Source organism: Bacillus sp. BSL6, from assembly GCF_052928345.1.
The window spans coordinates 95,435-121,723 of the sequence record NZ_JAVGCW010000005.1; the positions used below are offsets into that span (position 1 = coordinate 95,435).

A 26,289-nucleotide genomic window follows, 5' to 3' on the forward strand; every position below is an offset into this window, starting at 1 on the left:
TTGCCCTTTCCTACGTTTAAATTATTGAAAAATTTAGTGATAGTTTTTGAATGTGATACCTTAATAGAAATCTATTATATGAATATAAGAAATAGACTTTTTCATAAAATTCATGTCCAATTACATACGACGATTCCATCATAAATGAAAATGATATTCAGTGTCAATTTTATTGATTATTTGTACACCTAGTTTTCCATCTCAATCTCTTCCCACTTTGTTTCTTATAAACAATGAACTCTTGCCTTCAAATAAAAACACCTCCATTGCATTTGCACACTTTGTATGCGAATGCAAGAGGTGTTTTTTCATGTACCATCAGGTGCTTTATTTATTCGTTTAAGTTCTTAATACGTACCTATTTTCTAGTACACGATAACTGGATCATACGTGTTCAAACTATCATATACAGTTTTTGCAACGTTAGGGAGAAGATTTACACAACCGCCTGATCCTCCTGTTAAATAAGCATTACTTCCCCAGTCTTTTCGCCAGCCGGCATCGTGGAATCCTTGACCGCTATTTGTGAATGGAACCCAGTAATCTACTTTCACTGCATAATCAGCTTTCCCTACTGCGCTACCTCTTAGCGTATATGGTGTTCGTTTGTATAGAACGTACCACACACCTGGTGATGTATCTTCGCCTGTGCTATGTTTACCCGTTACTACATTTGTTGTGAGGACTAATTTACCATCTTTGTAAATCCAAATTTGTTGATCTGCAATTGAAACTTCTGCATATGTGTCTCCGATACCATTATTCGATGTTGTTTTATAACCGATCCCTTCCTTCTCCCAACCATTTCCGTAAATATTAGAAGCAGAAAGTGATTTTTCGCCTTTCTCAAAGGCTTGCCCAACTTGTTTTGTCTCTTTTTCCACATCTAGTGCCCAGCCGTATCCTTGTCCTTTTACTGATATGACCGAACCAGAATGTGTTTTAAAAGCGAAGTCTTTATGTAATGTAGATTTAGCCTTATTAATTTCAGCAACCTTATTCTTAATATCGCTCGCATCGATTGTCACTTTCATATCCTTTGACATAGAGGCATTTTGAATTAAATCTTTTGCTTTTAATGAATACACTTCATTTTGCACTTTATAATCAACAGACTGCGTAAGAAGATTCTGTAATGCTTTCTCTTCTTTTTTAATAATCGGATCGTTTTCTTTAATAGGCTGTATGTATGCAGACTTTAAATGAATTTCGCTTTTATGCTTCTGCTTATCGTAATCTTTTAGTAAACTCGTAACGTCGTACTGTTTTCCATCAACGCTCTTCGAAATAACAATTTTTCCTTGTTCAAGCTTTGCCATAGCGTCTTGAGGCGCCTTTAATTTTTCATTCATAGACACGAGCTTTTCTTCTACAAGTTTTTTCATCGTTTCACTACGATACTGATCCGCTTCTTTCGATAACAATGAATACTCTTTTTCCTTTGAAGAAGGGAAAAATGTCCACTGACTTTTTAATAGTTTCTTAACTTGCGGCAAATCTTTTTCCGTCAGTTCCGTCTTTGTCTCTTTTTCATCTAAAATTTGTTGTTGATCAATATAAACTTTGTTTGCTAGTCCAGATGTTTTTAATTTCTGTATTGCCTCATCAGCGCTCATACCACCGACTTTTGTATCATTAATCGTAACATTTGAATTGAAGTGAGTTGCCTGATAATAGCTCATTCCTCCAAGGAGAAGTGCAAGTACACCTCCACCTGCTGCGATAAGCTTCCAATTTGTAAAACGTTTTTTGGATCTTACCCGTTTTTTCTCAACTTCTTCAACAGATTCATTTACTGTATTGTTGTTCATCAATCTTTCCCCCGTATACATTAACGTCAATTGATTTTAAACCAAAACCATTGAATAGTGTACCTTATTTTTCCTGAAATTTCATTGTTTTTAACTAGGTTTTATCTCATTTAATCGTTAAAAGTTAGATTTTTTATAGAAAGATATATAAATATGGTAGATAAAGTGAAAAAGGAACCACATCAATCGAGCTATTAAAGGCCCCTAGCATGCCCCGAATTTTGAAGAGTGGTACTCTCCATGAACTTTAACTTAGTGAAATAAATGTTAGAAGGTTCAAGTTAGAGAACAGCACCTTAGAATGTCTTCTACTTATGAAAAATACCCATAAAAAAGGGTCTATATGTAGCCTCCTTTTTGTGAACATTTTAATATCGTACTTTTATAAACATAGCATTCCCCTATGCTTTTCGCTTTTCATTAAGGTTCACAACCTCTACTATCAGGCTAACTCATTTCACCTTATGACCTTTTATCATCAATAATTTAAAAATTCTTTAAACTATTATATATGTTTGTACCACGCTTTATTGATACGTTCAACCTTTACAGGTGTTGAAGTTTTTGACTCATTCTTTGTTATAACCCTATCATTAGAACATCCTGCAATAGTAAGGCAGCATGTAACCAATAAAACCAATAATATAAATTTATTCAAATAGCCACTCCTATATAAGCAAAATATTATATTGAGAAAATTAAACATACCATCGAATCTTTGTAAAAACAATATATTTACTAGTTTTATTTTCATTGGCGGATTAATAGACTCCTTAAGGTACTTTTTTTGCATTTAAAAGGGTAAAACTTCACGTTCATCAAGTCAAGTTTCAATTTCTGTTTAATTCGCTCTCAGAGTTTATTCCCATATAAAAGGTGGCTATTTTTTTCTTACAAACTAAGTATCTCCCAAAATAAAAAACTGTAGACTCCATATATATTTAATCAACTAACTTCTCCCCTGTAACAATCCGAAACAAAGTAGCTGCATTTTTTTCTTCTAATTGAGCGTACCGATTACCACCCGAGATGATTTCCACTTTATCCTTATTAGGGCTTATCCAAATTTGATACAACACAGCTTTCGCCTCTATTTTCGGATTTTTAAATTGAAAAACAAAATGATAATCAGCTGGACGAGACATTTGCACTTTTTTATTTTTAAAAGTAGTATCCTTTAATATTTTCTTTACTTGCATCACTTCATTATTATCTGTCACTACCTTAAAATCTTCATATTCATTATCACCAATATTTTTTTGCACTTCGATTCTTTGATCTTCATTTCCTAGTATATTTGAACAGCCAGTTACTATTAATATACAGATAATAATAAAAACTAAAGACACATTTCTATCCTTCATATTCATCTACCTCATTTCATAACAATCCAGATTATTGTAAAATAAAGGTAATTAATTTATGGTTAAAAATATAAATAATATAAGGAAAGGAGTATGATCCATGCAGTTAAAAACATACACTTGGAAAAGTTATACGTTTCTCATTGTAAGCATATTCGTTACGATTAATCTTTTTCTTTTCACACCTATTTTAGACAGAGTTGGGATAGAATAGGTTGTGCCTTTCGCTTACTTCATATTAGCTTCCGCTGTTATAGCAATCCTATTAGCAGTAATATCTTTTTGTAGTCGAAATGAAAGGAAAATTTTAACGATTATCGGTTTATGTTTTACTCTATTTAATACAGCAATTATTTTATTCTTCCTTTGGTTCGGTTACCATTTCACTTAAGTGAAATATAAATAAACTCCATAAGCTACAAATAAAATTAATAAAATAAAAATACCGAGTATCGTGTATATCATCCATTTTAAGTTTGAACTCATATACTCCCCCTTCTGGCCTCCTAACAATTCCAGTATATAACAAAAAGCATTGGATACCCAATGCTTTTTCACACTTACGCGAATAAAGATGTATTCGCATATAAAGCTGGTGAACCACCTGAATGTACGAATAAAATGTTGTCTTCTTTATTAAATGTACCTTTTCTAATTAAGTCGATTAATCCCGCTACTGCTTTACCTGTATACACTGGATCAAGTAAAATACCTTCAGTTTTTGCTAACAGCTGCACTGCTTCCACCATTTCTGGCGTTGGTAACGCGTAACCTGGTCCTACATATTCATCAAAGCATGTAACAGCTTCGCGCGGGATAAAGTTTGGAATACCAACGTGAGCTGAAGTTTCATCTACAAGTTTTGCTACTTTCTCTTCTTGCTCTGCTTTTCCTCTACTTACGTTAATTCCGATTACTGGGATGTGACTTTGTGTTCCAGCAAAACCTGTAATTAAACCAGCGTGCATGCCGCCGCTACCGCTTACGCAAACGACTGAACTGAAATCAATTCCTTGGTCAAATGATTGCGCCATAATTTCTTGCGCACAAGCAACGTATCCCATTGCGCCAGTAGGATTTGATCCACCAACTGGAATGACATATGGTGTATTCCCTTTTTCACTAACTTCTTTCGCTACTTTATGCATCTCTTCCATAAGATCTGCTCCATTTCGTACAACAATTACATTTTCAGCACCTAATAAATGATATAAGAAATAGTTTCCGTTAAAATCTGGCTTCTCTTCTGGCTCAAGCCCTTCTTCTAATACAAGGATACATTTCATTTTTTCTTTTACCGCAGCTGCAAGTGTCAGGCGGCAATGATTGGACTGAATACCACCAGCTGTAATTAACGTATCTGCACCCTTTGCCTGTGCATCCGCAACTAGAAACTCTAACTTTCTCGTCTTATTACCACCAGCTGTTAAACCAAGTAAATCATCTCGTTTAAAATAAATAGTCGGCCCACCAAGTGCTTCAGAAAAATTGTTTAATTTTTCAATTGGTGTATATGACTCTGTATATTTTTTTCTCGGGAATTTAGCTAAATTCATGAATAACGCTCCTTTGTACTTCTTTCACAATGTATGTAACGTTACTATTATTGCATGTAAAAATGATGAAGTCATCTTTCTGGGAGAAAAATGTATTGGACTTCGGTTTTGGTGAATGGAATTGCATTAAAGGTTTTATCTTCAATACGGTACATGAAATTATAATAATGATTTTAACCATATTACGGTACATGAAATTTATATCAACGATTTTTCAAATATATCGTTCATAACTTGAAATATATCAACGATTTTTTCAATATATCGACTTACCGACAAAAGCTGACAATACCAAAGGACCAACTCGATAAAAAGTAGGCCCTTTTCCAATCACTTATTTTCCGAAAAACGAAGAAGCTGCGTTAATCCTGGCTCTAAATTCATTTCGCCTTTATGGCGTACATATACGATTTTGTCCCCGTCAAATTTGGGTGGGTTTCCTGGATTATAAGTATGCCACTCGTCCGTTCCTTCTATAGAGTACTCCATGTATTCTGTTGCACCGACGATTACGTTTTTACTATCATCTGCCGTTACATTTGGTGCCATTTGTGCAATTTTCGAATCACTAATTAATAATTTCTTTATTTCCTTATCACGTTTGTAATCATAAGCTGTCACCATTACATCGCTACCATATGCTTTCACTTGCAACCCTTGTTTGAATGAATAACCATCAGGAGCAGTCTTCTCTCCTCCATTTGGTCCAGCCGACATCCAGCCCGTTTCAATCCCGCCCGTATTTACAACTGTAAATCCTTTTTTATCTCCGCCTGCAATTTTCTTTTTACCAGCCCAGTCTGGTAAGTTTAAATCCCAGTGCGTGTGACTCGTAAAGAAAACAACTTGTGGATAGTCTTTTAATATATCGTACAACTTATCGACGTTTAAATAATCTTGTAAGTATGGTGATTGTCTTGATCCAGACACAGTATCAGGTAAAACGTGATGAGAAAAAATGAAAATCGGTTTGTTTTTATCTTTTTGGCTGTACTCTTCTAAATTTTGTTTTAACCAACCTAATTGCTCATCACTCATATATACTTCATCCCACATCTTTGAATCGTGGTATTTCATATATTTTTCAGTTCCTAAAAATAGAAGCGGATAACCGTCTAATTCTTTTTTATGATATACCTTTTCTTGTCCACTAAATTTCAGATAGCGGTTAAACAAAGTTTCCTCAGTTACACCATTTGGCCATGTACTTTGAGAGAGCTTCCCATCAGCTGTCCATTTTCCAGCGTAAAACTCATGGTTCCCAACAGTTGACCATACATTCTCTGGATGCTTATTTTTGTTTAATACTCGCTTCACATCATCATATTGTGACTGTTGTCCAGTTGGCGTTATATCCCCATTCATAATAAGTGCTCTAGAAAGTGGCGTTACTTTATTCATATCTTTTAATACATGATCAAAATCTCCTAAATCACCTTGAATGTCACTAATAACGTTAAAAGTTGTAGCTGATTTTCGAACTTGCTCTTTCCCTTCCGCATGTGCTGAAAATGTCGGTAATAATGCCGCCATAACTGCTAACGAAGCAACTGTCTTTTTCATACAAATTCTCCCCCTAATAATAGAATGTACAAACTGACATGTTCTGCTTTCTCTTAGGTGCTTGTCCAATTCACATTATAAGGAGGGATTGTAAAGATAGATGGAGTAAAAAATTAAGTGTTTTTTAAAAGATTTTGTTGTTTTTTGCACTCCACAATTAGTGATTCACGCCAATCTAGCTTTCTAGCCTTTAACATTACATACATGTAAATTTTGATGTTAATTTTTTTCGTTTCATACGTTGTTTTTTATTACTTTTAATTTTCGGGAAAAACCCACTAATTAATAGCGTTATAATCCATGCCATTATTAGAATGAAATTTATTGTATTACCGGAATTCAAACTAAAAACTCTCCACAAATAAGCAGCACAAAAAATGAGAACAGCAGTAACAACAAGTAAAAATGTCCTAACTACTAATCCGATGTAAGATTTCTTCTCTTGCTTAAAAATGAAAGTTCTTCTACCTTTGTACAATCTAATCACAAATAGTAGCAAATATATACTAAGTGTGGCGCCAATAACAATTGATGTAATGAAGTTAGTTTTTCTCTGCTCTGCTAGAAAAAAGTAACTTTCAGGTAATTTTCCCGTTTCATATTCAATCCATGCGTGGTAAATATCCTGTCTTAAGTCTATACCACCTTCACCATTTGTAAGGATTACCAATCCATCCTTTGTATTAGGAATAAAACCATAAAAAGAATGCCAGCCTTGATTGTCACCAGAATGATAAAGTAATTTCCATTGATTAGATAGTTTTTTTTCAAATATACCTAAACCGTTCTCCCCTAATACTGGCTTTTGCATTTCCTCAACACGTTCACTTTTGATGACACCATTCCCTTTATTATTTGCATCCATGCTTGCAAGTATCAATGTCATCATATCGGTAACATTTGTCTTAAGACCTGCAGCAGCCCGTTCGGTAAATTGGTAACTAGGGAGCTCCTCTCCAAAATATCCATAAGCTTTTGAAAGGTTATGGTTTTCAGGACGTTGTAAAAATGAACTAGATTTCATTCCTAAAGGTTTCATAATTTGTTCTTCCATATAACGATCAAACGGTATTCCGGTAACTTCTTCAATTACAAGTTGTAAAATTGTATATCCGCCACCAGAGTAAATTGTTTCTGAACCTGGTTTATTGGTAACCTCCACCGGTTCATTAAGCCATCCTTTTCCAGACAGAGACTCCTCAATAGAGTCAAGATGTTTCCCTGGTGCAATCCCGAGGTATCCTTTATGTGCAGATAGCCCTGCAGTATGACTTAACAATCTTCTTATGGTTACTTCATTATTATTAAACTCTGAATTAGGTAATTTCCATTTGGTCAGATATTTTCCAACGGGATCATCTAGTAATAAACGTCCTTCATCTACAAGATGCAAGATTCCCCATGCTGTAAGACTTTTAGATATGGAACCAGCCTGAAACAAAGTATCATCACTCACCGCTTTTTTTGTCTTTTTATCTACATAACCGTAGTTAAGTGTATAAGCAATACGTCCCTCATGCACAATTCCCATTGCAACCCCTGGTACCGCATAATTTTCCTGCCATTTTGGTACCTGTTCATCCAGCTTTTTTTGAAATCCTCTATACTCCTATCAGTCAGCATGCCCGATTCTGCCCTCGCTACTTTCATAAACCACACTTCATTTGTAATTAGCATACAAATAATTAAACATAAAATACCTTTACATATTATCGACGCTTTTTGTCTATTCTTCATTTGTCCTACCCCTTTTTTCAGAATATTCTTTCCGTCACTCAGAATATCCCATTCATTTATCTAGTTCTATCGATTTTTATTACTTAACCTTACAAAATTGTAATAAAAAGCAAAGAACTAAGGTTTTACTGTTTTTTATTGAATTTAATACGAAAAAAAGACACAGAGATTCCTCCCCATGCCTACTAATTCCTTACTTCTTCACCGCATGCACATAATGCACCGTCTCAAAAGCTTCTAAATAATCATTTCGTCCTTCAAAATATAATTTATTTATGTCCTCTGGTGATAAGTGCTCATAAATGAGTAAGCCCGCCTTCGCTAACAGTGCTTCCATTTCGCGATAAGAATAACACGATTTCATCGGTTCTCCGCCTACTGCAGCCATTTTCACCATGTTTTCCACTCGATTAGACAATCCCTTTTCCGTAAATAAGTTTTCATCTGGATAATCAAAAATGATAGAACTCCCTTCTGGAACCATTTCAAATAGACATTCTATTAAACTAGAAAGTTCCTCTTTCGTTAAATAATACGTAACACCTAATAGGCTAAAGAAGGTCTTTTTATTTTCAAATCCTTCATTCTGTAACTGTTCATAGGAAAATCCTTTGGTAAAATCCATTGAAACAAAATGAAGGTGATTTGGAACTTCAAGTTCTGCTTCTTTTATTCTTTCCTTCTTAAACTGCTGCGTAGAAGGATGATCCACTTCAAATACTTCTATTTTATTTTCTAGTTCTCGGTGTCTAAAGCTGAATGTATCCAATCCCGCACCGAGTATCACGTATTGTTTCGCTCCCAGCGTAATCTCGTGTAGTAATACTCTTTCACAATATGCCGCACGCGCTAAAGGTGTTGGTGATAATTGAACTTGTGTAATCCATTTTAATATTTCTTGTGGATTATCTTGAAACTGCTTTGCAATGTCTGTATTGAAAAAATGTATTCCTTGAACCATGTTCATTTCAATGTCGTTACGTTCTTTTTGAGAAATGAACTCTTTAGCTACATAATCATCAAAGATTTTCGGATTATCAAATTTACTATGATATGCCCTTCCGAAAGCTGATACTAACGACGTTATACTTGCTTCACCTTTTTTCACGCACATACACTCCTTCATTTTCACAACAAAAATAGGGTTCCCCTGGCCAGGAGAACCCTATTATACACTTTATTTTTATATTGGTAAATTATAGCATAAATAAGTTTTTTTGTCAAGTTTCCAGCCTACTATCACTCCGACACTTTGTATATTCTCTAGCAGGAAAATTGTCGATTCACACAGAATATTCCAGACTATAACAATACACATGGAGGCCAATATGAAACGATTCGTCATTATTACAGTAGGAAAAACACACAGCGGAAAAACTACATTTGCAAGAGCATTAGAAAAAGAGTTACCCCACTCTTTCGTTATGGATCAAGATAACCAAGCAGAATTTATTAACACTCATTATGAAAAATTACAACCAGCTGAAGGCCCTAATATATTTAAGCACGGCCTTTCGAAATTCATTGTTGATTATGCAAAAGAACATACAAATTTACACCTTATTATTAGTAACTCCAATCGCAGTAAAAACGGAAGGTTATATTTACTAAACGAATTATTTCCACAAAATGAATATGTACGCATACTCGTTCATTTTGACATTCCAGATGATGTACTTTACGAAAGAGTGGCTCGAAGCACACGTAGTACGAATATTTTTAGAGGTGGTTATTCTAGTTTTAAAGAAGTGCTAGATCGACAACAGGCTGAATCACTTCACAATGATGTGATAGATCCTGTAGAAAACGAGGCTGATTATTTGTTTGTTATTCGCAATAGTAAAGATGTAAGCTTTACTATTGAAGAAATTGTTCATCTTGCTAAAGATTTGTCCCCTACCCCAAAATAAAAGAATTTAAAAATTACATAATGATAGATTATTATGCAAATCCTTCCTCTAAGCGCCTAACATAGTATATAATGATAAGATAATCTACTTCTATATGCTCATTTTTACACAAAACAGTTCATGCATATGAAAGAAAAGAGGTACAAAAATATGAAAACAAAACAAACAATCGCTGCGTCTACACTAGCTTTAGCAATGATTGCTGGCGCAAACTCTGCTCATGCGGAAGTAACTGATGCTACTCCTCAGCAAAGTACGGGAGATCGATTAGCTGAAATTAAGCAACATAAACAAGAGTTAGATGCGAAATTGCAGCAACACAAAGAAAACGTAGATCAAACATTGAATGAACTTAACAAAGTTAAGGAAAATGTTGATACGAAGGTGAATGAACTACACGAGCGTAAACAAGTTGCCGATGAAAAAATTAACGAAATTAAGCAACGTAAAGAAGAGTTCGATGCAAAACTTCAGCAAGACAAGCAAATCGCCGCAGATAAAATCGCTGAAATAAAAGAGCATAAAAAACAAGTAGAAGATAAAGTTGCTGAAGTGAAAGAACATAAGCAAAATATCGATAATAAGGTTAATGAGATTAAAGAACATAAACAAACTGTCGATGAAAAAGTGAATGAAATGAAACAACATAAAGAGAACATCGATCAAAAGGTTAATGAACTTAAGGAAGTTAAAAAACAAGTCGATGAAAAGTTAGCTGAGTTAAAGAAAGCGAAACAAACTGCTGAGGACAAACTTGCTGAGCTAAAAGAAAACAAACCGAATACTGGTAACACGTTAGAGGAACTTAAGAAAATTAAAGGCAATTTAGATAGCCTTTCCGCTAACTTAGAACTAGCGAAACAAGATGTAAAAAACAAACTAGCTGCATTACAAGAAGCTAGACAAGATTTAATCAATAAAATTAACGAAATGAAACAATCGAAACAAACTGTTTCAGACGATTTATCAAAGAAAAAACAAGACTTAGATATTAAAATCAACGACTTTAAACATACTGAGAAAAAAATTGATGACAAATTAGCTGAGATACATACAACGAAGCAAAATGTAGATAACAAGATCAATGAAGTATCTCAATCGAAACAAACAGAAACAAAGACTGGTACTACAAATGCAAACAATAATGCTAGAGAACTTCCTAACGCTGGTAGTGAGCAATCAAATAATATGGCTTTAGGTATGTTATCTGTATTAGGCGGGATTTTATTAGTGACACGAAATAAAATTAAAACGTTATTCTCAAAATAAAGCCATTATACTTATTAGAAATAATTATACAAAGGCCAACCGCATGTACGGTTGGCCCTATTTCTTTATATTAATTGTCCATCTCTTAGCGTCAATATCCGATCACATACATCAAGCATTCTTTCATCATGTGTAATCATAATTGCTGCTTTTTGGCTCTCCTTCACTTCACGTTTCATCATTTCAACAACTTCACGTGCGCGTTTTGAGTCTAAGCTTGCCGTTGGCTCATCCGCTAATATTAAATCTGGGTTATTCATGAACGCACGAGCAATTGCTACCCTTTGTTTTTCCCCACCAGATAGTTGATTTGGATAATGATTTTTTCTTTCTCCTAATCCAAATGCTGCTAATAAATGATCCGCACGCTTTTCTGATTCTTGTTTACTTTCTTTTTTCAGCTTAGCAATGTAAAGTAACTGTTCCTTCACATTTAAATATGGAACAAGGTTTGCAAACTGGAAAATGAAGCCGATTTTTTTCAAACGAATGTCTGTCATTTCCTTTTCTGATAACTTCGTAATATTTTGCTCACGAATGTAAATATCCCCTTTTGACGGTGATAATAGTGCACCCGCGATTGATAATAACGTACTTTTCCCTGATCCAGAAGGACCGACGATTCCGATAAATTCTCCAGCTTTTACATCAAGCGATATCGGATGAAGGGCTGTTACTTCCGTATTCCCTTCCCCATACACTTTACTTACTTTGTCTAGTTTTAATAATGAAGTCATTACATCCCGCCTCCAATTGCTTCTAGCGCATCAACTTTTAATACTTGGTATAACGAAATAAGTGTTCCTAAAATACTAATGACGATAAAGATTGCTGCATATTGTGCAATCATCGATGTTGTTAATAAGAACGGCATACCTGCTGGTAAAATTTGTTCTAATCCTTGTACAAGAACGATACTGATTACCATCGCAACGACTGATAAGAATAACGCCTGCACGACTAAGCTATTTGCTAAATACGAGTTCTTCGTACCGATTGCTTTTAATACACCTAATTGCTGTGTTTTTTGCAGTGTAATGACGTAGAAGAATACACCGATTAATAAAGCAGCGATTACAAGTAAGAATGCAATGATCATCGTTAATGTTCCTTGCTCTTCTTTAAATCCTGGAATACTTTGTAGCACTTCTTTTTTGTCAATTACGTGTGCATTTTTAATCTCTTTATCTGTGTTAAGTGCAATTGCACTATAATCTTTTTGGTTTGGTTGCGAAATAGCGCCCCATACGTCTTCATTTACATAAACGACTGGTGTATGGCTAAACATTTGATCTTTCGTAAATCCAACGATTGTAAATTCTTTCTTTGAAACAGGATCAATAATTGTATCCCCAATATCGATTCCTTTTTCTTTAATTGATTCGTCAGCAACCATTTCGTTATTTGCTGTACTTAATTTCTCACCTTTTACAATGTTCGGTTCTAAAAATGTATCGCGTTCACTTGAGAAAATAGCGATATCAACCTTTTTTGAACTATCTTTCTTTTCATACGTTGAAACTTTCACACGAAACGGAACGGCCTCTTTCTCGCCTACTTGATTGACTACGTTATCTACATCGTCTTTCTTAATTTGTGAACGAAGTAATTTATTTTCCGCATCATCTGCTAAAACGAACTTATTTGCCTCCATATTTTGAATCGATGAAGCATTATCATATGATAATCCATTTGCTAATCCTGAAATCACAAGGACTAAAAATGATAATAAAACCATGATAAGTCCGATTAATCCGTATCTTAATTTTGATTGTTTCAATTCACGCAGAGCTAAAAACATTTCGCTCGCTCCTTCCTCTTTCTTTCTATGCACTTATCATAAAAAAGAAATATGAACGGAATATGAACAGAAGATTACAGAGGAAAGATTAAATTTTCAGAAAGTATTGAAAATAAATAGAATCCTTGATACAATTCAGTCAAATAATATTGACCGAGTAATTTTATTAAAGGAGTTGATCATATTGAAGCCCATGTTCACACTAACTACTTATAGCCAACTAAAAGCAATGAGCGATCCACTACGTGTCGAAATGATGATGCGTCTATGCGAACGTCCTTATACAGGACAACTACTATCTGAGAAATTCGGCATTTCAAGGGCGAAAATTCATTATCATTTAAAAGAATTAGAGAAAAATGGTTTTATAGAAATCGTATATACAGAAGAAAAAAATGGCATCGTTCAAAAGTTTTATCAATCTGTCGCTAGAGGCTTTACCCCTGCTGCCGAACTATTACCTCATTTAGAAATAGTAAGTGAATCAGGTCGCCAAATCTTTTTACAAATGATAGAAAGAACGAAAAGTCATATTCTTGCTGCACCCGAAGAAGCTTTTACATTAAGAAAAGAAAGTGAAGACCCGGCTGAGTGGAATTACGTTTCATCTTGCTGGGAGTTTGATGCTACGCCAGAACAATTTCAAGTGTGGGTGAAAAAATTTCATCAATTGATGGCTGAATTAAATGAAATCGCAAAAGACGCGGATAAAGATCCAAATAGTAAATCTTATTACATTTCTACTACTGCACTTCAAATCGCAGAGAGAACAATGCAGCAATTTGTTAAAGAAGAAGAAAAATCGTAATACGATTTTTTTTACATAAACGGTCAAATTTATTTTACCGAATAAATTTATCCGACATTAACGGGCAGTAAAATTCCAACCTCAAAATTCAACTAAAAAAAGAAGTTAGGTGGGAGATTAACTGCCCGTAAACGTCCGATTGGTGGGGGCTAATAATCAGTGGGGATGAACCTCCCACTGATTAAAGTTTCACTTTATTATAAAGGAGTAGATAAAATGGACATATTAAAAAATCGGAATTTCCTCTTATTATTTTTAGGAAGAATTTTCACCAACATAGGAGATAGCTTATATTACGTAGCAGCAATGTGGCTCGTATATAAGCTAAGTGGTAATCCTTTTTATTCTGGATTGGCTGGTTTCCTTACGTTACTACCTTCTGCATTACAATTTCTTACCGGCCCATTCGTTGATAGATGGCCAATTAAAAACACCCTCGTCATCACACAAGTTTTGCAATGCATTCTTATATTAATCATTCCTATTACACACTACTTCGACCTATTAACAGTCCAACTACTACTCATCATCATGCCCATCGTAGCCTTTATCGAACAATTCGCCTATCCTGCACAGTCAAAAGCTTTACCACTTCTACTGCATAAAACACAATTATTAAAAGGAAACTCTCTCTTCTCATTTGCGTATCAAGGCATTGATTTAATTTGTACGACGCTTTCTGGAATATTAGTAGCACTATTTGGCGCGATCACTTTATATGTAATTGACTCTTTCACATTCGCGATTACTGCTCTTTTGTTCTTTTCATTGAAAATACCAAAGCAAACCGAAACAGGTACAACACTTTCAACTAAACAATATTTCTCTGATTTAAAAGAAGGTTTTTCAATCGTCTTCCGTTCCTTAATGGGCGTATTCTTAATCGGTTCCGTTGTCGCTAATTTTTCAATTGGTATGACGATGGCCATACTCCCTTCTTTCGCTGATTCTTTAGGGGGCGTGAAATCATATGGCTTCTTCTTAGCTGCTATATCAGCAGGTAGTCTCATCGGTGCATTATTCAGTTCATGGGTTGGCAAACGTAACGTTGGCCGCGTCTCCATTATTAGTTTTGCGGCCGGCGCTTTCTTTTGGTTCCTCTCTACAATTGTACCGTTTCAATGGCTATCTATTCTCTTATTTGGTCTAGCTTGGATTCCAATTGGTGCGACCAACATATTATTTGCGACAATTAGCCAAATTGTAATTCCAAATCAATATATTGGACGCATCAATTCAGTCATGCGAAGTATGGGCACAATTGCTATGCCGCTTGGTTCTTTAATTGGTGGATATGCTGCAAATGTATTTAGTAGCCAACTTATTTTTGCGCTCGCTAGCATCGGGATTTTATTTATTTCTCTCGTATGGTTACTTCATCCGAAATTACGGGCATTGCCGAAAGCTGATGAGATTACAGCGGATACTTTTGGGGTTCGGTTTAAGGAAGAGCGCGGGAAAGGTGCGGCTTTATAATAGGAGTTAGGGTACGTGAAATTTATATCGGCGATTTTTCAAATATATCAGCGCAACTCGAATTATATCGGCGATTTTCACAATATATCGGCGTAACTCAAATTATATCAGCGATTTTTCGATTATATCGACTTACCGACAAAAAACGACAAAAAGAAGAGGCCGTTCCCAAACAGCCTCTTCCCTCTATTTTGGAAGCTCCACTCGAACAGTCGTCCCTTCCCCTTTCATGCTATAAACCGAAACAGTTCCGTTATGCAGTTCAACAATCTTCTGCACAATCGATAATCCTAAACCGCTACCTTCTACGTTTCTTGCCCTTGCTGTATCCACCTTATAAAAACGATCAAAAATACGATCCATTTCTTCTTTTTCCATGCCGATTCCGTTATCTGATATAGAGATGATAACGCTAGACTCTAACTCTTCGACAAAAAACTCAATGGTCCCACCATCATTTGAAAACTTGATGCTATTCGTGAAAATGTTACTCCATACTTGATGAAGTAAGTTCTCATCACCTTTTATAGTGATATCTGGCACATCAAATTCAACTGCAATATCTTTCTCGCGCCATTTCCACTCGAGCATAAAAATGACGTCTTTAATTTGCTTCTGCAAATTGAATTCTTTTATTTGTAACACTTTCTCTTCTTTATCTAATGAAGCGAGCGTCAGTAACTGTTTACATAAACTAGACATTCGCTTACTTTCCCCCTCAATAATTTGTAAGTAATGGTTTCTTTCTTCCTCACTCATCTTTTCTGTTTGTAACGTCTTTGAAAAACCTTGTATAGAAGAAAGCGGCGACTGGAATTCATGTGAAACGTTCGAAACAAATTCTTGTCTCATTTCATCTAATTCTTTTATACTTTTCGTCATCTTTTGGAAGCTTGTAGATAACGTTCCTATTTCATCTTTTCGTTTTACATCTAATTCGATTTCATATTCACCACTCGCAATTTTTTGCGTCGCGTTCGTAAATTTACGAATGGGACGAACGATATATCCTGCTGCAATCGCTATAAAGATAATACTTAATAGTACAATAAACCCAAGTAATACCGCTAAGAAAATTCGCATCTCGCCAAATTGGTTTTGAATGTCAGGACGAATAAATAACGCGTACTGTTTATCACCGTGCTTTAGCGGTACACCGACACTATTTATTAATTCATTATCGAAAAAACCGGTAATAAATAGGCGAGTCGGATATGTAGAAACACCATTAAATATTTCGCCATTCAATACTTTATGAACGGCATCGTCACTAATAGACGTCTTACGAAACGCATTGCCGATACGCTTCCCATTCTTTTTATCGTCAACAATATAAATTTCATACCCTAACTTCGCAATAGATTGTAAGTACGTCTCTTGATTTTCTTCACTTTGTTTTTCATATAACGATTTAACTTCTTCCGCATATTTTAAAATCTTTTCACTATTGTACGGTTTTAACTTCACTTGATAATATACGTTCGTTAATAAAAAGCCGATAATACTACTAAGTAGCATAATACCGACTGTCATAAATACAAATCTAGAATATAGTGATTTCATTTTATTTCAGCTCCAACTTATACCCGAGTCCGCGTACTGTCGTAATTTGAAAATCATCCGTTCGTTTTGAGAAACGATCTCGGAGCCTTTTCACATGAACATCAACTGTTCGTTCATCCCCTTCAAAATCCATTCCCCATACTAGCTCAATTAATTCTTCTCTTGAAAATGTTCTTCCAGGATAGCTAGCAAGTTGCGATAATAACTCAAATTCCTTTAATGGAAGCAAAATCGTCTGCCCGTTACACTTCACCTCAACACCTTTACGATCAATTGTTGTCCTGTGAAGTGTAATTATGTCAGCACTTAGCATTTGATAACGGCGTAATAAAGCTTTCATACGGAAAATGACTTCAGCTGGTTCAAATGGTTTTACAATATAATCGTCCGTACCAGAAATGAATCCTTTTTCTTTATCAACTAACTGATCTTTCGCCGTTAATAAAATAACAGGAATATCATGATACTTACGAATTTCTTCACATAACGTATAGCCATCAACGAACGGCATCATAATGTCTACAATCGCAAGATGAATATTTTCCTTCTCTAGTACTTCTTGCGCTACCTTTCCATCTTCCGCTTCAAAAACTTTAAACCCCTCTTTTTGTAAATGATAATGTAATAACTCTCTAATATGTTTATCGTCATCAGCTAATAAAATATGTATCATCTTCATTAAACCCTCTCTTGTTCATCCTTCTACATCCTTACATTAAGAAACAATTAGATTTTTTGCAAGAAAAAGAAAAGGATTCCTTAGAAGATACTTTTGTTATCATTGTGAGCAGCTGCTTTATTTTTCTTATAACTTGGTGATGTTGTACTCTGATGTACGAATAAGTGATCTATTACTTTTTTAGTAAGTGGCATAAAGAAATTCAGTAATAGCCCACCTAAACAAACAGTTAATATAGTCCCAACACCAATTGGTCCATGTAAAATCGTTGCCATTATTAAGAATATAAGGTAAATACATGTTCGTGCTATAAAGATATTCGTTCTAGTTAATTCTTGTATGATTAAAGTTAATCGGTCAATTGGAATGGGAGCAAAATTTGTTTGTAAATATATTGCAGTTCCTAATCCTGTAATAACTAATCCGATTCCAAAATAAATCATTTTACTGTACCATATTTCAGGTGTAATTAAATGGCGTAATAAAAATAGCCACACATCAATACCAATACCCGTTATGAATGCTGTTAACAGCCCTAGTACCTCTGGTCTTTTTCTTTTTAATATCGAATTACAACATATTAATAATAAAGCTATTATTATTTCCCAGCTTCCCACAGTAAGCCCCACATTTAAAGAAAGTCCTACTAAAAGTGCATCAAAAGGTGAAGTGCCAAAATCTGATTGTATTGTGAAAGAAATACCAAGGGTTAATATTAAAATTCCTAATACATAAAAAACATACTTCATTTTAATCAACCTCTTCATCGTTTTTTTGTTGCATTTACAATAAAAATATTTTATATTAAATGTAACTTCAAATTGTTGTATTTGCAACAAAAATAAAAGGTAAGGAGTTCATTATGAAAGAAATTCTTCGTGAAATTGGCATGATTGCAAGGGCGTTAGATTCCATTAGTAATATAGAATTTAAAGAATATGAGCTTACAAAAGGTCAGTATTTGTATCTTGTGCGAATATGTGAAAACCCAGGAATCATTCAAGAAAAGCTATCTGAGATGATAAAAGTAGATCGTACAACTGCAGCCCGGGCTATCAAAAAGCTTGAAATCAATGGATTTATCGAAAAGAAAGAAGATGAATCTAACAAAAAAATTAAAAAACTTTTCCCGACAGAAAAAGGAAAAAATGTTTATCCTTTCATTAAGAGAGAAAATGATTATTCCAATACTGTTGCATTAGAGGGATTTTCGGAAACAGAAGCGGAAACTATTTCTAACCTTCTTCAAAGAGTAAGAAAAAATATAGAAAAAGATTGGGAATTTGTAAAAAAGGGAAATAAGAGAGATTATTGATTATATAAAGGAGCGAACTATTAATATGACTACACATATAGAAAAGTGCACCCTTAAAGATATACACAAACTTCAAGAAATTAGTTATGAAACATTTAATGAAACTTTTAAACATCAAAACTCACCCGAAAATATGCATCATTATTTGGAAAAGGCATTTAACTTAAAGCAATTAGAAAAAGAATTATCCAATAACTCTTCTCAATTCTTTTTTGTCTACTTCAACGATAAAATTGCTGGGTATCTGAAGATCAATACTGATGATGCTCAGTCTGAAGAAATGGGCGATGAATCACTTGAAGTCGAGAGAATTTATATAAAGAGCTCCTTTCAAAAACATGGTCTTGGAAAATATCTACTAAATAACGCTATCGAAATTGCAATAGCAAATAATAAAAAGAATATTTGGCTAGGCGTATGGGAGAAAAATGAAAATGCTATTGCTTTTTATAAAAAATTAGGTTTTGTACAAGCTGGCTCTCACTCCTTTTATATGGGCGATGACGAACAAGTTGACCTTATCATGATCAAAACACTCATATAACTTTTTTGAGAGGTGGGCTATTATGTATATTCCAAAGTATTTTAAAGTCACAAATGTTGATGAAATTTGGGATTTTGTTCAAAAAAACTCTTTTGGAACAATCGTCACAACAAAAAAAGAGAAACCAATCGCAACTCATTTGCCCTTTGGATTAACTAAAAAAGGTGATGACTATTTTATTACCGGACATATGGCTTATGGGAACCCCCAGTGGAGAACATTTGAAACCTGTGAGAATGTTCTTGTAATGTTTCAGGGACCGCACTCTTATATCTCTTCTTCTTGGTATGAAAATGAAGAAGTTCCAACATGGAATTATCAAGCCGTCCATATATATGGTAAAGCAAGTATTTTAGATAAAGAGGAATTAATAGATGAATTAACCACAATGCTGAAAAAATATGAAGAGCATCGTGAAAATCCAGTATTATGGGATAAACTTTCCCCCACTCTCTTAGAAAATGAACTGAAAGGCATAGTTGGGTTTAAAATTAAAGTAGGAGACATTCAGGCTGCATATAAATTAAGTCAAAATCGAAATGAGACGGATTATATTAATATTATTGAAAAATTGTACAATGAAGAAAATCCAGATGCAAAACAAATGGCGGAACTCATGGGGAGTAGATTAAACAATCACATATAATCCATTGTAATTCAACTCTCACATTTCAAAATTAAAGAACAGACTGGAGCGCTTTATCGGCCGTTTCCTTTAGAACGCAAAAGATTGAACTGAAAGTGAATGGCATTTAATTAAAAAAGAATCTATTTTGAAAAAAGACTATTCAAAATAGATTCTCACGTTTCAGTATTAAGATTATTTTAATCAAAAACAACTTTTAAGCCTTAGAAATATCAACAAATCCTTCTCCGAATACGTCACGAACATCGTGTATAGCAATGAACGCAGCTGGATCTGTAGTTTGAACAATCCGCTTTAGCTTGACTACTTCTTGCTTATTAATAACAACATATAGAATGTCCTTCGGCGTTTTCGTGTAATAGCCATGACCTGAATACACGGTAACCCCTCTGCCCATTAAGGTTGTTACCTTCCCGGCAATTTCATCCGGATTATCAGAAATAATTGTAATGGCCTTTTTCGGATTTAAACCTTCAATTACAAATTCCATTACTTTCGTCCCTACATATAACATAATAATTGTCAGCATTAGCTTTTCTGCACCAATGATGAAATAAGATGAAAACGCAACGATTAAATCGAAGAACAGTAGACCATAGCTAATGCTCCAGCCTAAGTATTTATGTGTCATCCTCGCTAAGATGGTAGTTCCTGCTGTCGTTCCACCAACGCGAATGATGAGGCCAATCCCGCATCCGATAAATATTCCACCGAAAATGGCATTTACGAGCATTTCATCCGAAGCAATCGTCCATCCTTCTGTTAAATGAAGAAATAGCGAGTTCGTAACGACAGCGATAATCGTATAAATCGTTGTGATTTTATTCAAAAATTTATAGCCGACTATTAACAAAATCGCATTTAAAATTAAATTGACTAAACCTGGTGACCATTCAAATAAATAGTACGTAATAATCGTGATACCTGTTACCCCGCCCTCACCAAACTCGTTCGGGATAACAAACAAATTGACACCTAACGCAAAAAGAAATGCACCGATAATAATAAAAATAATGTCTGTCGTTCTTTTTTTCATACAGTACCTCACTTCTTATGTAAATATTTATTCTGTCATAAACTCTCACCATTATATCGTGGAATATTCAAATCGAACAGTGGTTTATTTTTATTTTAATATAGGATGATAAATCAACTTTATCCTATATCCACATGTAATTTAAAAAAGATAACAACTGTGTTTATTATGTACTACAAGTAAAGTTTTGATTTCGCATGCTATTCACACTAACAAATGAATAGGAACCACCCTCACTCGCACAAATTTCGAATACAAAACAAATAGGCGAAGCTATAGAATAGGCTTCGCATCAAGCGTTTGATTGTAGAGATTTATATTCATACATTCCAAAAATAAATTCACTTATCTTTCTCCATATACTCTTTAATCTTTCGTTCTTCCCACTCTTTTCCAAATATCCCGAATGGAAAAGTTGTCAAACCATGTATAACGATACCGATTCCCCAACCTGCAAGTGGATATAAAAACCATAATTTACTTGAATCAGAACTTATATTTATAAAAAAAAGCATTAAGTTAACTAGTATATATAATGCTAAATGAATATAAAACGCTTTTAAATTCTCCACTCTTTTTTTAGCTCGTAAATAATTCTCATCTCGCTCCATATATAAACACCTCTTTCATTATTGTATTTTTTAAATTCACTCCGATTTAAACATCATATTCTATATCGGAAATCCCTTATTCTCAAAAATTCATAAAATAAAAAAGATCGTCTTCATTGCAGAAAGATTGCAGGTGCCAGTGGATACTTTTTTTGTTCGTAGTACGATACCTTGTAAAAAAATTTAAAAATCAAATTTCATAATAGAAATAAAAACTCTAAATCTGTATAATAAAATTAATAGTGATACTTTAATACAGAAAGGTTTTGGTAACATGCTAGGTATCAATGTGAAAAAAACAAATGAAGAATTAATTATTTTATGGCAAATAGCTAAGGTTCAAATTCCATTAAGTGAAATTATTGAAGTTACAGAAGATGAAACCTATGCTGGTGTAGAAGAAGAAAACGTAATCCGAATTGGAACAGCATACGCTACAACAGACCGGATTTTAATCAGAACAGTAAAACAAAATTATCTATTATTTACGACGAATAAAGTCGCAATTTTAAATAAAATCAATGCATAAGCAGTAAGCTAAAACACTTGTCTGTATGAGGTTGTTCGATTCAACTGTATACCCGCATTTTTAAAATTATTATAGATACAATGATGTACCTTAGCCCAGAATATAAAATAAAGAAAAAGTACCCATCAAATTGTCATACACATGATAATTCGATGGGTACTGCATGATACATTTATTATTTACAGAAATCTAATTAAGACCAAATCCAAACATCATCATTATTTTCAACGTTGCTCTTTACCTCATGAACTTTTTCAATATGGTCAACTGTGTTCCAGTTAATAGAACTTCCACCCCAGCCTACATAATTCATATCAATTTTCACTTTCTCACCCGCATGAAATACTTGTCCCTTTGTTAAGAAAACATCAATAATCACTTTCTTCCCGTTTAGCGATGGATACTCCACTACGACATATTTAGTAGCACCGTCTCCCTCATCTTCCATCGTTTCTACTTTTGATACTTCACCAATTACATAATCAGGTGAGCCATCTTCTTTCATGTGCATGCCTAACTTGTTTGTTGTATTTTCAATTGCAGTTGCAACCATATATTCTGTAAAATTACGCATCATAGATCCAGTAGCTTTTACTTCATCTCCTACTTTCACATTTGAAAATGAATCTATATATACGCTAACAGGTTCTTCGTATTGCTTAGATTTAACAACAATTACACCGTTATCTACTTCTACTACTCGTCCTTCTAACGTCGAGAAATTCGATTCAATAGAAGCTGCACTCGCTTTTGTTACTTCTAGTCCTGGTAAATTTGTTCCTGATAATGCTGCAATTCCTAAAGCACCTGCTAAAATAAATTTTTTCATACCCATTATGAAACATCTCCATTCATGATGATTTTATTTTTGATTGGATACGACCAACCTGTAACTATTATAGTTACAGGTTGTAAAAAATAGCAACCATCTTTCTCATGCAATGATGCATACTGTACTTTTTAAATATAGATCGATTATTTCTATATTCAACAATACTGCCAAATTCTTGCATATGAGCAGGTAAACGAATTGACGATGAAGAAACTAATGTCATGCATCATATTTTTCAGCGCTACGGTTTGTATAATCGTAGTTCATTACATTATGTAGGAGCGGAGTTAACATGTTAATAAAACCAAAGAGGTTACAAGCAGGTGATATCGTGGCAACAGTAAGCCCTTCGTGGGGAGGCGCAGGTGATTCTGACATAAGATGGCGTTATGAACAAGGAGTTAAAAGATTAGAAGAAGTTTTCGGTCTTACCGTTATCCCAATGCCAAATAGTTTAAAAGGTAGCGAATTCATTTATAACAACCCACAGGCTCGTGCGGAAGATTTAATGACAGCATTTAAAGATACGCGCGTGAAAGCAATTATTGCTAATATTGGCGGTGAAGATAGCATTCGCTTACTTCCCTATATAGATTTTAATGTAATACGTGAAAACCCGAAAATTTTTATGGGATACTCTGACGTTACCGTCTCACATTTATTTTGCCATAAAGCAGGTCTTTCCTCTTTTTACGGTCCAGCAATTTTGACCGACTTTGCTGAAAATGTAGAGATGGATCCATATACGGTTGAAATGGTAAATCGAACTCTCTTTTCCAATGAAATGATTGGCGAAATTCAACCAGCTCCTGAATGGACGAGTGAGCGTTTAGAATGGATAGAAGTAAATAAGGATACAAGACGTACGATGCAGCAAAACAATGGATATGAGGTACTTCAAGGCTCTACTACTGTACAAGGGCGTTTAATTGGTGGATGTATAGAAGTACTGGAATTTGCAAAAGGAACGGAACTTTGGCCTGAGAAAAAACATTGGGAGGATAGTATTCTCTTCTTTGAAACTTCTGAAGATCATCCAGAACCAAGTTATATAAAGTATTGGTTACGAAATTATGCCGCGCAAGGCATTCTGCAAAAAGCAAAAGGTATCATTTTCGGTAAACCGAAAGATGAACAATACTATGAAGAATATAAATATGAAATACTGAAAGTTATGAGGGAATATAACTTAGAAGCTTTACCAGTTCTTTATAATTTAAATTTTGGCCATACTGAACCGAAGTTTATTTTACCTTACGGCGCGATGGCAGAAATTGATTGTGAAAATGGATCTTTCTCTATTTTAGAAAGTGGCGTGGAGTGAATAAAATCACTCCTATGAGATATGAATGTGAATGGATACTTTTTAAAAGTATATAATTGGAGGGAGATTACGTGTATGGAAGTAACATTTACAGTAAGTAAATGGGATGAAAAACCAATCGATGATACTAAAAAAGATTTCCCTATTAATATTGCTCATGTTGAATATGATATTGATGGGGAATTAAAAGGAAAGGCTTTTGTTGAATACTTATTATATTATTTAGACTCAAATATAAATGATGGTCACTTGGCTACTGCTAAAATTTCTGGATTTTTACACTTTGAAGGAATTTATAAGGGGCAACAAGGGACATTTACAGCTATAGAGCAAGGAATATTTGATAAAGGAAATTTAGATTCTCCAGGAACAATTATTAAAGCTGCCGGTAACTTAGCAAGTCTGAGAGGTTCCTATCATTATCAGTTTGCAGGTCAAACTAGTAAACTAATTTTAGAGTTTGAATTTTAGCGAAATATCCTATATTTCAGCGAAAAGGACATTTCTTGTAATAATAGGAATGTCCTTAAAGTTCGTTCAAAGGTGATTTTTTCGCCTACTTGTAATTTAATATCATTGGTCCCCCTCCTCAAAGCTCTTTTAAAATAAGAAAAACCGAAACTAAAATCATTTCGGTTTTTCAAACTAATGAAGTCCATATTTATTTTAAAGAATGTACAAACAACCCACTGCGCAGTTTCGGTTCAAACCACGTTGATTTTGGTGGCATAACTTCTCCAGCGTCTGCGATTGCTAATAAAGATTCCATTGATGTCGGATATAGTGAGAACGCCGCTTTATATTCACCGTTATTTACAAGACGTTCTAATTCTTCTAACCCGCGAATTCCTCCAACAAAATCAATGCGTGAATCAGATCGCGGATCGTGTATTTCAAGTACTTGGCTTAATAAATGGTCTTGCAGAATAGATACGTCTAAACCTTTCACAAGATCATTCGCATCAAACGTTTCCTCTTTCACTATGAGCTTATACCACTTCTCGTTTACATACATACCAAATGTTTTTGGCTCATTTGGTTTATACGGAGAAACAGGTGCTTCTTCTACATAAAAGTATTGCGTGATTTGCTTTAAAAACTGTTCTTCTGATAAGCCGTTTAAATCTTTCACAACTCGGTTATAGTCCCAAATGGATAATTCATCGTGAGGGAATAAAACTGATAGGAAGAAATTAAACTCTTCTTCTCCTGTGTAATTCGGATATTTTTCTCTTCGCATGAGCCCTACTTTTGCAGCTGATGCGGAGCGGTGATGTCCATCTGCAATATAAAGATTAGGAATGTCTTCAAATAAGTTTACTAAACTTGCAATTACTTCTTCATCATCTATTTTCCAAGCAACATGCTCTACGCCGTCTTCTGCTGTAAATGTATAGATTGGCGCATGTTCTTCTTTCCAGCTTGCGATGAAACGTTTCACTTCTTCTTTTGTACGATACGTTAAAAAGATAGGACCTGTATTTGCGTCACACACATCTACGTGGCGAATACGATCTAGTTCTTTTTCATGACGCGTTCTTTCATGTTTTTTAATTGTATCATCTTCATACTCATCAATAGATGTACAAACGACAAGACCTGACTGCGTTCTTCCTTGCATCGTCAATTCATAAATGTATAACGCTGGCTCTTCATCTTGAATGAACACTTCTTCTCGTATCAATTGATTTAAATTTTCACCCGCTTTTTCATATACGCGATCATCGTATGGTGAAAGCGCTGGGTCTAAATCAATTTCTGCTTTATCAACGTGTAAGAAAGAAAATGGATTTCCTTTTACAACTTCTCTTGCCTCTTCACTATTTAAAACATCATACGGTAAAGCTGCAACTTGTGCTGCTTTTTCTTCTACTGGACGAATGGCCCGAAACGGTCGGATTTTTGCCAATTCCCT

Annotated in this window: 24 protein-coding genes and 1 pseudogene; 10 read left to right on the top strand and 15 right to left on the bottom strand. The window is 34.5% G+C overall.

All coding sequences use genetic code 11. The features are described from left to right. Positions 1–365 precede the first annotated feature (365 nt). The 6 genes and pseudogenes from RCJ96_RS17240 to RCJ96_RS17265 all read right to left on the bottom strand — a co-directional run bounded on the left by RCJ96_RS17240 (position 366) and on the right by RCJ96_RS17265 (position 9,145). Positions 366–1,811, bottom strand: coding sequence for a L,D-transpeptidase family protein (locus RCJ96_RS17240; RefSeq protein ID WP_242304102.1), 1,446 nt, complete (start codon positions 1,809–1,811; stop codon positions 366–368). A gap of 941 nt (positions 1,812–2,752) precedes the next feature. After that, positions 2,753–3,175, bottom strand: a complete 423-nt coding sequence (locus RCJ96_RS17245; RefSeq protein ID WP_416504066.1) for a hypothetical protein — start codon at positions 3,173–3,175, stop codon at positions 2,753–2,755. A gap of 560 nt (positions 3,176–3,735) precedes the next feature. Next, positions 3,736–4,731, bottom strand: a complete 996-nt coding sequence (locus tag RCJ96_RS17250) for a D-cysteine desulfhydrase (protein WP_242304105.1) — start codon at positions 4,729–4,731, stop codon at positions 3,736–3,738. A gap of 330 nt (positions 4,732–5,061) precedes the next feature. Then, positions 5,062–6,294 carry a DUF4073 domain-containing protein gene (locus RCJ96_RS17255; protein WP_416504065.1) on the bottom strand — a complete coding sequence of 411 codons (1,233 nt, stop codon included), beginning with the start codon at positions 6,292–6,294 and terminating at the stop codon, positions 5,062–5,064. A gap of 196 nt (positions 6,295–6,490) precedes the next feature. Further along, positions 6,491–8,031 (bottom strand): annotated as a pseudogene (locus RCJ96_RS17260) (serine hydrolase domain-containing protein). Between the two features lie 193 nt (positions 8,032–8,224). Beyond that, positions 8,225–9,145 carry a class I SAM-dependent methyltransferase gene (locus RCJ96_RS17265; protein ID WP_074609332.1) on the bottom strand — a complete coding sequence of 307 codons (921 nt, stop codon included), beginning with the start codon at positions 9,143–9,145 and terminating at the stop codon, positions 8,225–8,227. 214 nt (positions 9,146–9,359) lie between these two features. Between RCJ96_RS17265 and RCJ96_RS17270 the strand changes: the two genes are divergently transcribed. Beyond that, positions 9,360–9,941: an ATP-binding protein gene (locus RCJ96_RS17270; RefSeq protein WP_074609331.1), complete on the top strand. Its 582-nt coding sequence runs from the start codon at positions 9,360–9,362 to the stop codon at positions 9,939–9,941. Positions 9,942–10,091: 150 nt separating this feature from the next. After that, entirely contained in the window at positions 10,092–11,210 is a 1,119-nt protein-coding gene (locus tag RCJ96_RS17275; RefSeq protein WP_242304108.1) for an LPXTG cell wall anchor domain-containing protein, read from the top strand. Between the two features lie 65 nt (positions 11,211–11,275). Here the strand turns inward: RCJ96_RS17275 and RCJ96_RS17280 are convergent, their stop codons facing one another. Both RCJ96_RS17280 and RCJ96_RS17285 read right to left on the bottom strand, forming a co-directional pair. Beyond that, positions 11,276–11,947, bottom strand: coding sequence for an ABC transporter ATP-binding protein (locus RCJ96_RS17280; RefSeq protein WP_000202587.1), 672 nt, complete (start codon positions 11,945–11,947; stop codon positions 11,276–11,278). Then, positions 11,947–13,011, bottom strand: a complete 1,065-nt coding sequence (locus tag RCJ96_RS17285) for an ABC transporter permease (RefSeq protein ID WP_242304110.1) — start codon at positions 13,009–13,011, stop codon at positions 11,947–11,949. Before RCJ96_RS17285 ends, RCJ96_RS17280 begins: the two co-directional genes overlap by 1 nt. A 184-nt stretch (positions 13,012–13,195) precedes the next feature. On the opposite strand from RCJ96_RS17285, the gene RCJ96_RS17290 reads away from it, so the two are divergent. Both RCJ96_RS17290 and RCJ96_RS17295 read left to right on the top strand, forming a co-directional pair. Then, on the top strand, positions 13,196–13,819 hold the full coding sequence (locus RCJ96_RS17290) for an ArsR/SmtB family transcription factor (RefSeq protein WP_242304111.1): 624 nt from the start codon (positions 13,196–13,198) through the stop codon (positions 13,817–13,819). 216 nt (positions 13,820–14,035) lie between these two features. Next, complete coding sequence (locus RCJ96_RS17295) at positions 14,036–15,295, top strand: MFS transporter (protein WP_074609356.1); 1,260 nt, start codon at positions 14,036–14,038, stop codon at positions 15,293–15,295. A gap of 186 nt (positions 15,296–15,481) precedes the next feature. Here RCJ96_RS17295 and RCJ96_RS17300 read toward each other — a convergent pair whose 3' ends face one another. The 3 genes from RCJ96_RS17300 to RCJ96_RS17310 form a co-directional block, all read right to left on the bottom strand. Then, a complete protein-coding gene (locus tag RCJ96_RS17300) occupies positions 15,482–16,858 on the bottom strand; it encodes a sensor histidine kinase (RefSeq protein ID WP_242304113.1) in 1,377 nt (458 codons plus the stop codon). A 1-nt stretch (position 16,859) separates the two neighbouring features. Continuing rightward, positions 16,860–17,537 carry a response regulator transcription factor gene (locus RCJ96_RS17305; protein ID WP_242304114.1) on the bottom strand — a complete coding sequence of 226 codons (678 nt, stop codon included), beginning with the start codon at positions 17,535–17,537 and terminating at the stop codon, positions 16,860–16,862. Positions 17,538–17,617: 80 nt separating this feature from the next. Then, positions 17,618–18,286, bottom strand: a complete 669-nt coding sequence (locus RCJ96_RS17310) for a YczE/YyaS/YitT family protein (RefSeq protein ID WP_242304115.1) — start codon at positions 18,284–18,286, stop codon at positions 17,618–17,620. 113 nt (positions 18,287–18,399) lie between these two features. Here RCJ96_RS17310 and RCJ96_RS17315 point away from each other — a divergent pair, with 113 nt between their 5' ends. The 3 genes from RCJ96_RS17315 to paiB are packed head-to-tail and all read left to right on the top strand — an operon-like array spanning position 18,400 to position 20,042. Further along, positions 18,400–18,852 (top strand): MarR family winged helix-turn-helix transcriptional regulator, encoded by a 453-nt coding sequence (locus tag RCJ96_RS17315; RefSeq protein WP_000658984.1) that lies wholly within the window; start codon positions 18,400–18,402, stop codon positions 18,850–18,852. A 25-nt stretch (positions 18,853–18,877) separates the two neighbouring features. Continuing rightward, entirely contained in the window at positions 18,878–19,396 is a 519-nt protein-coding gene (locus RCJ96_RS17320; protein WP_000207065.1) for a GNAT family N-acetyltransferase, read from the top strand. A 22-nt stretch (positions 19,397–19,418) separates the two neighbouring features. Continuing rightward, complete coding sequence (gene paiB / locus RCJ96_RS17325) at positions 19,419–20,042, top strand: protease synthase/sporulation negative transcriptional regulator PaiB (RefSeq protein ID WP_074609321.1); 624 nt, start codon at positions 19,419–19,421, stop codon at positions 20,040–20,042. Between the two features lie 196 nt (positions 20,043–20,238). Here the strand turns inward: paiB and RCJ96_RS17330 are convergent, their stop codons facing one another. Continuing rightward, positions 20,239–21,078, bottom strand: a complete 840-nt coding sequence (locus tag RCJ96_RS17330) for a YitT family protein (protein ID WP_000747499.1) — start codon at positions 21,076–21,078, stop codon at positions 20,239–20,241. Between the two features lie 341 nt (positions 21,079–21,419). Further along, positions 21,420–21,689, bottom strand: coding sequence for a 2TM domain-containing protein (locus tag RCJ96_RS17335; protein WP_000438991.1), 270 nt, complete (start codon positions 21,687–21,689; stop codon positions 21,420–21,422). Positions 21,690–21,963: 274 nt separating this feature from the next. Between RCJ96_RS17335 and RCJ96_RS17340 the strand changes: the two genes are divergently transcribed. Beyond that, complete coding sequence (locus RCJ96_RS17340; protein WP_446699824.1) at positions 21,964–22,218, top strand: SunI/YnzG family protein; 255 nt, start codon at positions 21,964–21,966, stop codon at positions 22,216–22,218. Between the two features lie 193 nt (positions 22,219–22,411). On the opposite strand, the gene RCJ96_RS17345 is transcribed toward RCJ96_RS17340, so the two are convergent. Next, the gene (locus tag RCJ96_RS17345) at positions 22,412–23,053 is read right to left on the bottom strand and encodes a hypothetical protein (RefSeq protein ID WP_270794391.1); all 642 of its coding nucleotides are present in this window, start codon (positions 23,051–23,053) and stop codon (positions 22,412–22,414) included. Between the two features lie 289 nt (positions 23,054–23,342). On the opposite strand from RCJ96_RS17345, the gene RCJ96_RS17350 reads away from it, so the two are divergent. Together RCJ96_RS17350 and RCJ96_RS17355 are read left to right on the top strand one after the other, a co-directional pair. Then, positions 23,343–24,374: a S66 family peptidase gene (locus RCJ96_RS17350; RefSeq protein ID WP_416504064.1), complete on the top strand. Its 1,032-nt coding sequence runs from the start codon at positions 23,343–23,345 to the stop codon at positions 24,372–24,374. Between the two features lie 75 nt (positions 24,375–24,449). Beyond that, complete coding sequence (locus tag RCJ96_RS17355; RefSeq protein WP_074609303.1) at positions 24,450–24,845, top strand: DUF3224 domain-containing protein; 396 nt, start codon at positions 24,450–24,452, stop codon at positions 24,843–24,845. Between the two features lie 190 nt (positions 24,846–25,035). Here the strand turns inward: RCJ96_RS17355 and RCJ96_RS17360 are convergent, their stop codons facing one another. After that, a complete protein-coding gene (locus RCJ96_RS17360; protein ID WP_416504063.1) occupies positions 25,036–26,283 on the bottom strand; it encodes a DUF1015 domain-containing protein in 1,248 nt (415 codons plus the stop codon). Between the last annotated feature and the right edge of the window lie 6 nt (positions 26,284–26,289).